Source organism: Brevibacillus soli (genome assembly GCF_044759095.2).
Lineage (GTDB): Bacteria > Bacillota > Bacilli > Brevibacillales > Brevibacillaceae > JBIYSM02.
The window spans coordinates 34,975-48,331 of sequence record NZ_JBIYSM020000012.1 but is presented as its reverse complement, the minus strand read 5'-3'; the positions used below and the strand labels follow the sequence as shown (position 1 = coordinate 48,331).

The 13,357-nt window shown below is 50.4% G+C and carries 15 protein-coding genes; 11 read left to right on the top strand and 4 right to left on the bottom strand.

Features of this window, described 5'->3' with window-relative positions; all coding sequences use genetic code 11:
- Positions 1-98 precede the first annotated feature (98 nt).
- The 4 genes from ACE99V_RS07065 to ACE99V_RS07050 all read right to left on the bottom strand — a co-directional run bounded on the left by ACE99V_RS07065 (position 99) and on the right by ACE99V_RS07050 (position 3,699).
- On the bottom strand, positions 99-1,373 hold the full coding sequence (locus ACE99V_RS07065; RefSeq protein WP_400490400.1) for a tetratricopeptide repeat protein: 1,275 nt from the start codon (positions 1,371-1,373) through the stop codon (positions 99-101).
- 123 nt (positions 1,374-1,496) lie between these two features.
- Positions 1,497-2,135 carry a Crp/Fnr family transcriptional regulator gene (locus ACE99V_RS07060; RefSeq protein WP_400490360.1) on the bottom strand — a complete coding sequence of 213 codons (639 nt, stop codon included), beginning with the start codon at positions 2,133-2,135 and terminating at the stop codon, positions 1,497-1,499.
- A gap of 57 nt (positions 2,136-2,192) precedes the next feature.
- Entirely contained in the window at positions 2,193-2,825 is a 633-nt protein-coding gene (locus ACE99V_RS07055) for a Crp/Fnr family transcriptional regulator (protein WP_400490359.1), read from the bottom strand.
- A gap of 43 nt (positions 2,826-2,868) precedes the next feature.
- Positions 2,869-3,699, bottom strand: a complete 831-nt coding sequence (locus tag ACE99V_RS07050) for a methyl-accepting chemotaxis protein (RefSeq protein ID WP_400490358.1) — start codon at positions 3,697-3,699, stop codon at positions 2,869-2,871.
- A 284-nt stretch (positions 3,700-3,983) separates the two neighbouring features.
- On the opposite strand from ACE99V_RS07050, the gene ACE99V_RS07045 reads away from it, so the two are divergent.
- The 11 genes from ACE99V_RS07045 (at position 3,984) to ACE99V_RS06995 (ending at position 13,340) form a co-directional block, all read left to right on the top strand.
- Positions 3,984-5,471, top strand: a complete 1,488-nt coding sequence (locus ACE99V_RS07045) for a 4-hydroxyphenylacetate 3-hydroxylase family protein (RefSeq protein ID WP_400490357.1) — start codon at positions 3,984-3,986, stop codon at positions 5,469-5,471.
- Positions 5,472-5,488: 17 nt separating this feature from the next.
- Positions 5,489-6,049 carry an NADPH-dependent FMN reductase gene (locus ACE99V_RS07040; RefSeq protein ID WP_400490356.1) on the top strand — a complete coding sequence of 187 codons (561 nt, stop codon included), beginning with the start codon at positions 5,489-5,491 and terminating at the stop codon, positions 6,047-6,049.
- Positions 6,036-6,227, top strand: coding sequence for a tautomerase family protein (locus ACE99V_RS07035; protein WP_400490355.1), 192 nt, complete (start codon positions 6,036-6,038; stop codon positions 6,225-6,227). Before ACE99V_RS07040 ends, ACE99V_RS07035 begins: the two co-directional genes overlap by 14 nt.
- Before the next feature lie 14 nt (positions 6,228-6,241).
- The gene (locus ACE99V_RS07030) at positions 6,242-6,787 is read left to right on the top strand and encodes a 3-hydroxyanthranilate 3,4-dioxygenase (protein ID WP_400490354.1); all 546 of its coding nucleotides are present in this window, start codon (positions 6,242-6,244) and stop codon (positions 6,785-6,787) included.
- The gene (locus tag ACE99V_RS07025) at positions 6,778-7,782 is read left to right on the top strand and encodes an amidohydrolase family protein (RefSeq protein WP_400490353.1); all 1,005 of its coding nucleotides are present in this window, start codon (positions 6,778-6,780) and stop codon (positions 7,780-7,782) included. Before ACE99V_RS07030 ends, ACE99V_RS07025 begins: the two co-directional genes overlap by 10 nt.
- A gap of 2 nt (positions 7,783-7,784) precedes the next feature.
- Entirely contained in the window at positions 7,785-8,246 is a 462-nt protein-coding gene (locus ACE99V_RS07020; protein WP_400490352.1) for a RidA family protein, read from the top strand.
- Positions 8,247-8,256: 10 nt separating this feature from the next.
- Positions 8,257-9,726, top strand: coding sequence for an aldehyde dehydrogenase (locus ACE99V_RS07015; RefSeq protein WP_400490351.1), 1,470 nt, complete (start codon positions 8,257-8,259; stop codon positions 9,724-9,726).
- A 90-nt stretch (positions 9,727-9,816) separates the two neighbouring features.
- A complete protein-coding gene (locus ACE99V_RS07010) occupies positions 9,817-10,602 on the top strand; it encodes a 2-keto-4-pentenoate hydratase (RefSeq protein WP_400490350.1) in 786 nt (261 codons plus the stop codon).
- 25 nt (positions 10,603-10,627) lie between these two features.
- A complete protein-coding gene (locus ACE99V_RS07005) occupies positions 10,628-11,512 on the top strand; it encodes an acetaldehyde dehydrogenase (acetylating) (RefSeq protein ID WP_400490349.1) in 885 nt (294 codons plus the stop codon).
- A 21-nt stretch (positions 11,513-11,533) separates the two neighbouring features.
- Positions 11,534-12,577, top strand: coding sequence for a 4-hydroxy-2-oxovalerate aldolase (gene dmpG / locus ACE99V_RS07000; protein ID WP_400490348.1), 1,044 nt, complete (start codon positions 11,534-11,536; stop codon positions 12,575-12,577).
- Positions 12,555-13,340: a 2-keto-4-pentenoate hydratase gene (locus tag ACE99V_RS06995; protein ID WP_400490347.1), complete on the top strand. Its 786-nt coding sequence runs from the start codon at positions 12,555-12,557 to the stop codon at positions 13,338-13,340. Before dmpG ends, ACE99V_RS06995 begins: the two co-directional genes overlap by 23 nt.
- The last annotated feature ends 17 nt before the right edge of the window (positions 13,341-13,357 follow it).

Here is a 13,357-nt window from a genome sequence, read left to right as displayed (position 1 = left end):
TCCCGACTGAATTGACAAAACGGAACCACAACGATGCCCTCTGGCGGAGAAATCCGCTGGGGCTTTTTGTGCTTTCATCCCTTTAGGTGTCACCCTGATCATAGATTTGCCAACAGACGAAGCAGTTCCGGTTTTTCATTCCATAAATGAATATGGTTTTGAATGTAATCGATCGCTTCGCTTCTGTCGCCGAAACCGATATACTCTGGAATTTCTTCGGGAATTCGCTGTTTGCCCAACAAATAGTCGATCACATAACGGTTTTGCTTTTTGGCCTTTTTCATCAAGGAATGAAGTTGTGCCGTATTGCCGTTCAGTCCGTATTCAATCAAGACGCGGTTGTAGAGGAAGTTCGCTGATTGATCGTCTTGATATCTTTCAACGAGTTGCTCGGCCTTCGGGAATTGCCCGGTTTCTATGTAAGCAGCAAGTAACAGATAACGTACTCCCTGGTTATCATTCGGGTTTAAATCCAGCAGTTCTTCGTACTGTTTTAAAGCTTCCCGGAATTTGCCCAGTTCCCAGCACGAAGTGGCGTAGCCCAATTTTGCGAGCATGTAGGGGCGGGTGGAGGTGATCATCCAGAAATGACCCTTATTCTCCCTCATAAAGGCTTCTCGCAAATCGCGTTCTCCAGCAAGCATTCCCTGCTTGTAATACATAGCAGCTTCTTCGAGAGTGTCCGCTTCGCTTTCTGCGAGAATCGTATAGGCTTCAGGGCTGTCCGGATATAATTCCAGTGCTTTTCTGGCCAATTGGACACGCTTGTGGTCAGAGGGCTCGTCCCATGCATGGAATAGTAGGGTCTGTGCCTCTTCTTTTCTGGAGATGCGAGAGGCGTGAGGGTGGTCAATGGGTTCGTCATTCACGTTCCGTTCAGGTGACCATTCCGCTGCGAACCACAACAACTGTTGAGCCCGTTGAGATATGGTACTTTCAGAAACGCCGTATTTTTGAGCCAGAAGCGATTGAGTTACGTCATACTTTCCATGCACTTGGGCTATGAAGTATTCTATGGCAGCAGGAAACACCTCTACCTTTTTGATGACGGGTCTGACTTCGTTAGAATAGGAATTCCATAAACAAACGGCCTCCCCGACGAGCTCCCAATCGTATTGACCGCTCATGTTTGCCACAAGATTGCGGCCAATTGATTGATACAATTCATTGTCCCACATCAATTTTTCTTCAACGAGTGATTGGACCGTTTCGCTATTGAATTGCAATGGTGTCTGCACCGCGTTCGTGTTGTGTTCGATGTGATCAGGCACGATTCGGGTGACGTTATTCGCCTCATCTTTTTCCAAACAACAGCGTGTATAGTTCATTCCGCTGCCACAGGGACAGGGATCGTTTTGGCTTACTTTTCGAATTACGCATACCTCCCTTTATTTTCATTTTATTATACTTTAAAACTTTTTCTCATGTGGTAGGGGAGTTGTGTCTGCCAAAAATTCAAACGATATAAACCCCTCCTGCTACAAGGAGGGGTCCCTCTACTGCATTTGAAATTCTTCCGAATCGTTCAGGATCTCCTTTATTTTCGCTAACTCCATCACACGAATCACGCCATTGGAGCATTGAATCCATCCTTGCTGCTTCCATTTTTGGATGATTTTATTTACGGTAATGCGGGATGTGCCGATGTACTGAGCGAACGAGGTTTGATCGATGGGTACGTTCTCACTTTGGTGGATGTGAATGAGCTTGAGCAGATAGTGTGCCATTTGCTGTTCAACCGGACTGTCGAGAAGCCAGATGATTTCGGCCAGCAATCGCATTTTATAAATATGGGAATTGGTAAAAAGAACAGCGGCATCGGGATGATCCCTGCAGACTGCTGATAATGCTTCATCGGAGAAGTAATACAAGATGGAAGGGGATGTGGTGATAGCGGAAGTCAAATAGGACCCCCTATGCGCTCCGTGTTCGCCTAAAAGTGTTCCTGTTGGAACATAGTCAACAATGCGCTCGTGGCCGTGATCGGACAAGAGGAGAATTTTGACGCCTCCCTGATCCAAATAATAAAAGCCTTTTCCATTTTCGCCTTGACGGTAAACAACCGTGTTTTTTTTCATCTCAAGTTTTTTCCCATAGTTCAAAAATGGGGTCCACTTGTAGCGAAGGGATAACATTCGATCACCTTTCCTTACCGAATCAGAATCGTAAGTTCCCTCTGCAATGACTCTCTTCTAAACCACTCGCCCAGCCTGTGTTCGCAATAAATCCGGTCTGTTTATGATAAATTTACGGTTTTCGATATCGATTAATCCGTCTTCTTTCCATTGTTTCAGTACTTTGTAGACGGTGATCCGCGTCAATCCGGTACAATTTGCGAGGTCTTGCTGAGTCAAAGGCACTTCATAATTTTTATTTTCCTCGCAAATGTTGAGAAGCAGTGAGGAGATTTGCCCCTCAGCCGTAAGCGCTTTCAAATTAATGGCATAAAGCAGGATGCGCATTTTTTGATTAACCGTTTGTACAAAAAGGGGAAGCAAATCCGGCTGCACATTCATCAGTTCCTTAAACTGTTCGCAGGAGAAATGGTAGAGCACAGAGTCTTTTACTGCTAGGGCAGTTGTAAAGTGCGTCTGCCGATCCATTGCTTGGACGCCCAGTATTTGACCGGGAACCACGATGTTTAGCAAACGCTCTTTTCCTTTTACCGTTGAGGTGACGATTTTTACCAAGCCCTTATGAAGGTAATAGAATCCTTCTCCCATATCTCCCTGATTGTATATGACGGTTTTTCCTTTACAGAATTGCCTGGTTCCGTATTTTAAAAACGTTTCCCATTTCACGTCGGTTTCAAACAGAGATACCATATCGAACACTCCTTACAATCGGGTTGTAGATGTTCGAAAAAAACTAGGTATTCAATTGAATTTGTGACATTTGTTGGAGCAATATTGCTTCCTCCGTAACTTCTTGAATGGCGGCGGCTAATTCCAAAATCCCTTCTGTCTGAGCCTTTGAAAGATGCCTGGAATCGATGACCATTCCCGATAGAGAGGACATCTCATTTTGCAGCGACGAAAGATTCTTGGAAATTTCTTTCGCCAAATCCGCTGACATCGCAGCCAATCGGCGTATTTCTCCAGCCACGATCGTGAACCCTCTGCCGTGATCGCCTGCGCGTGCGGCTTCTATGGAAGCATTTAAGCCAAGGATTTCCGACTGCTTGGCGATTTGCGAGATCGAATTCAATACGGTAAAAGTTGTTTGCAATTGCTCCAACATACCGGTCATTACCTGATAAAGTTTCTCACTATGCGATGAAAGGGCTTCAGCACCTCTCTGCATTTCCATTGACTGTGCCGATACCTCTTCCACGATTGCCGATAAATGTTCGGCAATTTCAGAAAGCTTGTTTTGGCGATCCAAACTGACTCCAAAGACAAGGGCACCTGTAACCATGCCGTCTTCCACAATGGGAAGGCCGCCAGCTACGTAGGCGATCCCGTAAACAGATGAATCCATCACTTTGCTGATCGGTTTGCCTTGCTTGAGTACGTGATTGGCAAGACTGCCCTCTTTGATCGGATCATTGGGTGACAGGTGAAATTGCAGGCTTTTTCCCGGTAGATAGGTGATAAATTTCTCTCTGTCCGTGACCCCCAACGTAAAATCATCTTCAAAGCACAAAACCATTTTATGCATGATAGAAGACACGTTTACAACATCTTCGATCAGGTTCATTCCTTCAAACTCCTCTTGAAAATGAAGTTGGCACGCCTGCAAAAATCGAAACTTTCAAAAAATCAATCAATTCAATTATAAAGGGAAGCAAAGAATATGTACAACGTAAAAGGAATCTCTCCCAGGAAAAAAACCAAAAACATGTTAAGTAGTTTACACACACGAACCGGGGGTACATTTGGGTCTCTAAAAATCGATAAGAAAACGTTAAGCACGCTACAATTTTCAAAATTATTCAATATTATAATGCAATCACAAGACCGAAATTACAGGGAGGAATCACAATGGGAATCCGTACAGGTGCTCAGTATATCAACGGATTGAGATCACGGCAGCCGGAAATTTGGCTGGCGGGACGACTAGTGAAAAATGTGCTCGAAGAGGCTGTGTTTCAGCAGCCTATACGTGAGATAGCCAAGCTGTATGACATGCAGCATGACCCAAAGCTTCAGGACAAGATCACACACATCTGTGAAGAAACAGGGGAACGCGTGAACAATGCCTTTCTGGTCCCGAAGAACCTGGACGATCTGAAGGCGCGGAGAGCGTTGTTCGAAGAGTATGCCAAAGCGACATTCGGACTGATGGGAAGAACACCCGATTTTCTCAATGTTGTACTTGCCTCGTTGTACAGCAATGCGTCTTTCCTGGAAAAATACAATCCTCAATGGGCCGAAAATGTAAAGAATTATTACAAGTTTATTCGAGATAACGACCTGTTTTTAACACACGCCATTATCAATCCGCAAAACGACCGCAGCAAGTCGTCTCATGAACAAGCAGATATGTTTACACATCTGGGCGCGGTCAAAGAGACACCGGAAGGGTTGATTGTCAGAGGAGCCAAAATGCTGGCCACCCTGGCGCCGATCACGGATGAAGTGATCATCTACTCGTTCCCGGGCTTTAAGCCGGGTGATGAGCGTTACGCTCTTGCCTTTGCCCTTCCGATTGACACTCCGGGACTTCGGATCATTTGCCGTGAGCCGATGCAGGATGGAACCCGTCCGATTCATGACCACCCGCTGGCTTCAAGATTTGAGGAAATGGATGCGGTTCTCGTCTTTCACGATGTGTTGGTACCGTGGGAACGGGTCTTCCTGTACAACAACGTGGAAGCGGCAAACCTGCTGTATCCAAAAACGGGAATCGGGCAGCAGCCGGCTCACCAAACCGGCGTAAGGGGGCTGATCAAGCTTCAATTTGCCACGGAAGTAGCGGTCCGATTGGCTGATTCCATCGGGGTGGATGTCTATCTGAATGTCCAGAATGACCTGGGTGAGCTGATACAAGCAGTGGAATCCATCCGGGCACTGCTGTTGATTGCGGAGCAGGAGTATGAAGTGCTGCCGTCCGGTGAAGTGATGCCGGCGTACGTGCCGCTGGAAACGATTCGCGGATTGCTGCCGAGAATGTATCCGCGGGCAATCGAAGTGATGCAAATCATTGGAGCGGGAGGCCTGCTCATGTCTCCGACGGATGCCGATATGGTCCATCCTGAATTGGCAAAGGACATGGAGAAGTACTACGCGGGAAGGGCCGGTGTGTCCGGTACAGAGCGCGTCCGTCTGTTCAAGCTGGCGTGGGATCTGTGCGGCGAGGCATTCGGACAACGCCTGCTCCAGTACGAACGGTATTATACCGGCGACCCGATTCGAAAGCGGGCCATCTTTTACAACAATTACAAACGCGCACACCAATTTGCGCTGGTCGATGACGCGCTCCAAATACCTGCTGAGCGTGATACCAATGAGCCGGTTGCCAATGCTTGATCAGGGAGGGAACGAACATGAAATTACTGGGCATTTCCGGAACGATGATCGGAGCCAAAACAAGCATTCTCGTGCAAAACGTACTGGATGAAGTGAAAAAAATCGCTCCCGACATCGAAGTGGAGCTGCTGGATTTACGAGAGTACAAGGTCTCTCTCTGTGACGGGCGCGATCCGTCCACGTATCCGGATGATACGAAAAAAGTCATCGACATCGTTTCTTCAGCTGATTTCTATATCATCGGAACGCCGATCTTCCAAGGCTCGATCACCGGAGCGCTAAAAAATTTGTTTGACCACATTCGCCCAGAGGCTCTTCGCAACAAGGTGATGGGATTTGTGGCAAACGGAGGAACGTACCAGCATTACCTGGTGATCGAAAATCAGTTAAAGCCGATCGCCGGGTATTTCCGGGCGTATGTGGCACCCGGATTTGTGTACGCGCATCAGGATCATTTCAACAAACAGAACGAGTTGACGGACGCGGAAGTGTTGGACCGAGTTGCGAATCTGGCCAAAGAAGTGGTCCATATGCAAAAAGCATTAAAAACCGGGGATCTTTCCAATGCCTATCGTTGAACTGAAAATTCTGGCGGGAAGAGATCAGGAAGTGAAGGACCGGTTGATTGAAAAGGTCACGCAAACGGTATCCGAAACATTGGATGTCTCACCGGAGAGAGTCAGGGTTTTGCTTTATGAAATTCCTTTGACCAACTGGGCCATTGGCGGCAAGACGGTCGATCATTTGAAAAAGTAGGGAGCGATGGGGACATGAGTACAACGAGTACGTTGAAACCGATCAATCTGTGGAAATTTATCGAAGAACACAAGGATCAGCTCAAACCTCCGGTCAACAACAAATTGATTTGGAAAGATGCGGAATTGATGGTAATGCTGCTTGGCGGACCAAACAAACGGCGTGACTTTCACGTCGACCCCTCGGAAGAGATTTTCTATCAACTGAAGGGGGATTGTTACGTCGAAATCATGAATCAGGAAGGCAAACGAGAAGTGATCACGGTCAAGGAGGGGGAAATGTTCCTGCTTCCGCCCAACGTGCCGCACTCGCCGCACAGGGTCGCAGATACCATCGGCATTGTGATTGAACGCAACCGCGCTCAAGGCGAGCTGGAGGATTTTGTCTGGTTCTGCGACCAATGCGACCATGAGATGCATCGTGCCACCGTTCAATTGACGAATATCGAAGTTCAGGTAAAAGAAGCGATCCAGGGGTTTAACAGCAGTCTGGAGCTGCGCACGTGCAAGCATTGCGGGTATGTCATGCCTCCGGAAGCGAGTGAGTGGAAATGCGAGTAGATTTTCATACGCATATCATTCCGGAGGACCTCCCCAATCTGGCTGAAAAATTTCAAGGCGATCGTTGGCCTGTCCTTCACCGGACGTGCACCTGCGGCGCCAACATCATGGTAGCGGGGAAAGTGTTTCGCGAGGTGACCGATCAGGTCTGGAGTCCGGAGAAGAGACTTCAGGACATGGATCGGGAAAAGGTAGACATCCAGGTGTTGTCACCGATCCCCGTCACGTTTTCCTATTGGGCGCCGGCGGAAGAAGCGGAAGTGATGGCTCGCATTCAAAACGATTTCATAGCGGAAACCGTCGCACAGCACCCTAACCGATTTATTGGACTGGGAACGGTTCCCCTGCAGAACACGGAGATTGCGATCCGTGAGATGGATCGCTGCATCCATGAACTGGGCTTGAAAGGGATTGAAATTGGCACCAATGTTAACGCCAGAAATCTGGATGATCCTTCGTTGATCGATTTCTTTGCCATGTGCGAGAAATGGGATGTGCCGCTGTTTGTCCATCCGTGGGAGACCTTGGGCAGAGAGCGGATGCCGCGCCACAATCTCATGTATACCGTGGGAATGCCGAGCGAAACGGCCCTGGCCGCGGCAAGTCTGATTCTGGGTGGCGTGATGGAGAGATTCCCACGGCTCAATATATGCTTTGCGCACGGAGGGGGCGCATTCCCCTACATTCTTCCTCGTCTGGACCAGGGCTGGAAGGTATGGCCCCATCTGAGGCTGCTTGAACAGCCGCCGAGTTATTACGCGAAGAATTTTTATTTTGATTCGCTCGTCTATGACCCGACGAATATCCAATACATGGTTGACCGCTTTGGCCATGACCGTATCCTGATGGGATCGGACTATCCCTTCCTGCTGCGGGAAATTCCTCCCGGAGAGGTCATTGACAAAACGTTGACGGTGACAGAAGAGCAAAAGCGGGCGATGTTGGGTGAAAATGCGCTTCGCTTTCTAAAAATGAGCGAAATAAAGGTGAGGTAACGATGACCATACATGCGGGAACACCTGAACAACGATTGCAGGAACTGGGTTTAACCCTGCCTGAGCCGAGGCCATCTGCCGGAAACTACGTCAGCTGCGTTCGCACCGGGAACCTCATCTTTACGGCAGGACAAGGCACGAACGAGTACCGCGGCAAGCTTGGCAAGGATGTGACGGTTGAAGTCGGCTACCTGGCTGCAAGGCAGTGCATGCTCAATCTCCTGACGGTCATCAAGCAGGAGATCGGAGAATTAAGCAAAGTAAAGCGGATTGTGAAAATCCTCGGATTTGTAAACAGCGATCCTGACTTTACGGATCAACCCAAGGTGATGAACGGCGCTTCCGATTTGTTGGTAGAGATTTTCGGAGAGAAAGGAAAGCACGGACGTTCTGCGGTAGGAATGGCCCAACTTCCGCACAACAATGCGGTCGAGGTTGAGATGATCGTGGAAATTGAGGAGTAGGAGGATTCAGATGAGCCAGACTACACAGGAAAATCAACGAACACTGAAAGATGCAAAGCTGTTTATCAACGGTGAATACACGGATGCCCTCTCCGGTGAGACGTTCGATTCGATCGATCCTTCGACCAATCTGAAGCTGGCCTCCGTGGCGAATGCCAACGAGCACGATGTGAACAAGGCGATCGAAGCTGCCCAGCGCACATTTGAAAGCGGCGTCTGGAGCAACATGTCCGTTGACGATAGAGCGAAGATCCTCTGCAAAATGTCCGATCTCGTCATGGAGCGAGTGGAAGAGCTGGCAGTGGTGGAAACGCTGGACGTAGGCAAACCGATCAAAGAGAGCCGCGGCTTTGATATTCCGCGTGCCGCCTGGAATTTGCGCTTCTTTGCCGAGATGGCCAAATATCTGACTCATGAACATTACGAGATGCGCAATTTCATGTCGTATGCCAAATACGCTCCAGCTGGCGTGACAAGCCTGATTATTCCGTGGAATCTGCCGTTTATGCAGATGACCTGGAAAGCTTCTGCCGCCCTGGCAGCCGGCAACACGGTTGTGGTGAAACCGGCCTCCTATACGCCGTTAAGTGCTGTGATGATGGGGGAAATCGCCAATGAAGCAGGTTTGCCGCCGGGGGTATTGAACATTGTCACCGGCCCGGGCGGAACCGTCGGCACTGCCATGACCACGCATCCATATGTACGCCGGATTTCCTTTGTCGGTGAGACCACGACAGGAAAAACCGTCATGAAAAATGCGGCTTCCCAGCTGATCCCTGTCTCTCTGGAGTTGGGAGGAAAGTCAGCCAATATCGTGTTCGAAGATGCCGACCTGGACGAAGCGGTGAAGGGCTCCATCGAAGCCATTTTCCGAAACCAAGGAGAAATTTGTTTGGCGGGATCACGATTGCTGGTGCAGGAAAGCATTTACGATCAGTTCCTCGACAAGTTCGTGAAGGCGGTTCAACAGATCAAGGTGGGGAATCCGCTTGATCCGGATACGGATATGGGAGCGCTGGTATCCCGCAGCCACTTGAATACGGTGGATGAGTACGTGCAAATCGGCCTTTCCGAAGGAGCAAAGCTCGCTTGCGGTGGCAAACGAATCACGACGCTGGGAGAAGGAAATTTCTACGAGCCTACGGTATTGTACGATGCAGACAACAAAATGCGGGTAGCCCAGGAGGAAATATTCGGTCCGGTCCTTGTGGTCATTCCGTTTAAAACGGAAGAAGACGCCATCCGCATCGCGAATGATTCCATCTATGGATTGGCCGGTGTGGTTTGGACCAACGATCTGAGACGTGCCCACCGTGTGGCGGATCAGGTGCAGTCCGGCCTGTTGTGGATCAACTGCTGGTATGTTCGCGATTTGCGCACGCCATTCGGCGGGGCAAAGGCCAGCGGCATCGGCCGTGAAGGCGGGCGGCACAGCTTTGAGTTTTACACGGAAGCAAAGACCGTAACCATGAAACTGTAGTTACCCCAAAAAGTGACGCATAGCTCCGGAGTTCATTCCGAGTACTTTTCGGGGGCCCCACAACAAAAAAACACAGGGAGGAACCTGCAATTGGACTTGGCGAAAATTACGAGATTTGCCGACCATTTGGCCGAGGCGGAAAAAAGCGGTCACGGAGTGGAAGCACTCACGTCCATGGAGCCGAACATTACAGTTGAAGAGGCGTATCAGGTTCAATTGCTAACGATTGAACGAAAAGTAAACGCAGGCGCCACGATTGTCGGAAAGAAAATCGGCTTGACCTCGCTGGCCATGCAAAAATTGCTTGGCGTCGATCAGCCGGATTACGGACATCTGTTAGACGGCATGGCGGTGGAAAACAAAGGAGAAATCCCGTTTCAACGCGTCTTGCAGCCAAAGGTGGAAGCGGAGGTTGCCTTCTTCTTGAAGCGTGATCTGGTTGGTCCCCGCGTAACCGCATACGATGTGCTGAAGGCTACCGAGTATGTGGTTCCCGCTCTGGAGATCGTGGACAGCCGCATAGCCGACTGGAAGATCAAGCTGCAGGATACCATTGCAGACAATGCGTCCTCCGGATTGTATGTGCTGGGCGGTCATCCTGTGAAGCCGGATCAGATCGATCTCGCCTTGGCTGGCATGGCGCTCTATAAAAACGGCGAGTTGATGAATACCGGTGTGGGTGCCGCTGCGTTGGGCCACCCGGCAAATTGTGTGGCCTGGTTGGCAAACAAGCTGTCTGAGTATGAGATTCCGCTGAAAGCAGGGGAAGTCATCCTGTCCGGAGCCCTGTCTGCGGCAGTCAACGCGGCGCCGGGCGATTCCTTCAGCGCGCGGATTGCCCATCTCGGGGAAGTTGGAGTTCGGTTCACACCATAATGGCATGATAGGGGGGAGAGCAGGCATGTCTAAAGTAAAGGTAGCCATACTCGGCTCCGGTAACATCGGTACCGATTTAATGATCAAGCTGGGCAGATCCAATGTCCTGGAGTTGACCTCGATGATTGGGATTGACCCCGATTCGGACGGACTTCGCCTGGCAAAGGAACGGGGATACGAAGTATTCGACGGCGGACTGAAGTCGTTTTTGGAGAAAAGCCCGGAGCTGGCGGATATCGTGTTTGACGCCACTTCTGCCAAAGCGCATATCCGGCACGCCAAGGCTCTCAGGGAAGCGGGCAAAACAGCCATCGACCTGACCCCGGCGGCAGTAGGTCCGTATGTGGTTCCGGCCGTCAATCTCGGTTCCCACATGAATGAAACAAACATCAATCTGATTACGTGCGGAGGCCAGGCAACGATTCCCATCGTTCATGCGATTAACCGCGTGAGCCCGGTTAGCTACGCCGAGATTGTGGCCACCATTGCGAGCAAAAGCGCCGGTCCGGGGACTCGAGCCAACATCGACGAATTTACGGAAACAACCTCGCACGGCATTCAAGCCATTGGCGGAGCGAAAAAGGGGAAGGCGATTATCATCCTCAATCCGGCAGAACCGCCTATTTTGATGAGAGATACGGTATATGCCCTGGTAGAAGAAAAGGCGGATGAACAGGCGATCGCCCAATCCATTCAGCAAACCGTTGCCTATATCCAATCCTATGTACCTGGCTACCGTCTACGGACAGAGCCCATTTTTGACGGCAATAAGGTAACGGTGTTCCTTGAGGTGGAGGGAGCCGGTGATTACCTGCCGACTTATTCCGGCAATTTGGACATCATGACGGCTACAGCGGTAAAAGTGGCAGAGGAATTTGCCAAACATCATGTAAGCGCGGCATCCGTGTAATCAGGGGAGGAGAACAAGCAGATGAGTGAAAAACGCGATATTCTCATCACGGAAGTGGCGCTGAGAGACGGAAGCCATGCGATCAACCATCAATTCACCGTGGAACAAGTGGTCGATGTGGCCCGCGCACTTGACGAAGCGAACGTTCCATTCATCGAAGTTTCCCATGGAGACGGGCTTGCCGGTTCCTCTCTGCAGTATGGGCTGTCCCGTACGAATGAAATGGAACTGATTGAGGCAGCGGTTGCAGTCTGCCGGCAAGCAACGATCGGGGTGCTTTTGTTGCCGGGAATCGGCACGATCAAGGATTTGAATGAAGCGGCCAAACTGGGAGTAGGCATGGCGCGAATCGCCACCCACGTAACCGAAGCGGATATTTCCGCGCAGCACATCGCCCGCTCGAAAGAACTTGGCCTTTTGACCGTCGGCTTTTTGATGATGTCCCACATGGCATCACCGGAAAAGCTGGTGGAACAGGCGAAGCTAATGGAAAGCTACGGGGCGGATATCGTGTATGTCGTCGATTCGGCGGGAGCGTTGCTGCCGGATCAAGTCCGGGAACGGATCAAGGCCCTGAAACAGAGCCTCGGCGTGGAAATCGGGTTTCACGCTCACAACAACTTATCTTTGGCCATGGCCAATACGCTGGTGGCGATTGAAGAAGGAGCTACCCGAATCGACGGAAGTGTCCGCTGCCTGGGGGCAGGCGCAGGCAACACGCAAACGGAAGTGTTGATTGCCGTACTGGAACGGATGGGCATCCAGACCGGCATTGATCTCTATCAAATGATGGATCTGGCTGAAGAAATCGTTGCGCCGATTCTAAAGGTGCCGCAGGAGATCACCAGGGACAGCCTGGTTCTCGGATATGCCGGGGTATACTCCAGCTTCCGGCTTCACGCGGAGCGCGCCGCGAAAAAGTTTGGCATCGATTCCCGCGATATTCTCATTGAACTCGGGAAGCGAAAAGCGGTAGGCGGCCAGGAGGACATGATTGTGGACGTAGCTGCGGAAATCGCCAGCAAGAAAAGGGGGAATCAGCTTGCTTCCGGAACCATTGTATAAATCGTTGGCCCAAACGTTGGCAGATGCAGAAGGGGACAGGCGTGAGATTGTGAGGCTTACGGCCGAATATCCCGACTTATCCGTGGAGGACGGGTACCGGATCCAGGATGAACTGGTTGCCTTGAAGCAAGCGCAAGGCCATCGGGTGCTTGCAACCAAAATGGGCTTTACCAGCCGGGCAAAAATGAAGCAAATGAACGTAAACGATCCGATTTATGGTCATGTTTTTGATTACATGGCCGTTGATGACGGTGTCCTTTATTTGCATGAGTTGATCCATCCGAAGGTGGAAGCGGAAATTGCCTTCGTATTGGGCAAGGACATCGAAGGGCCGGGAATCACAGGCGCCCAGGTATTGGCTGCAACGGAATACGTGCTCCCCGCCTTGGAGATTATTGACAGCCGATATGAAAACTTTCATTTTACCCTGCCGGATGTCATTGCCGACAACACATCCGCATCGCGGGTGTTTCTCGGAACCACGTTGCGAAAGCCTGATGAACTGGAACTGGATCTGGTCGGGGTAACTCTCTCGATCAACGGAGAATTGAGAGATTTGGGTGCAGGAGCAGCCGTTCTCGGTCACCCGGCACATTCCGTTGCCATGCTGGCCAACATGCTCGCTCGCAGAGGACAAAAGCTCAAAGCGGGTCAATTGATTTTGACCGGAGGGATAACCGGAGCTCATCCGCTTTCGGTGGGAGATTTGGTTTGTGCAAAATGGGACGGACTGGGTTCAATCGAGTTTGTCGTGAAGGAATAAGAACGAAAGACACAGGG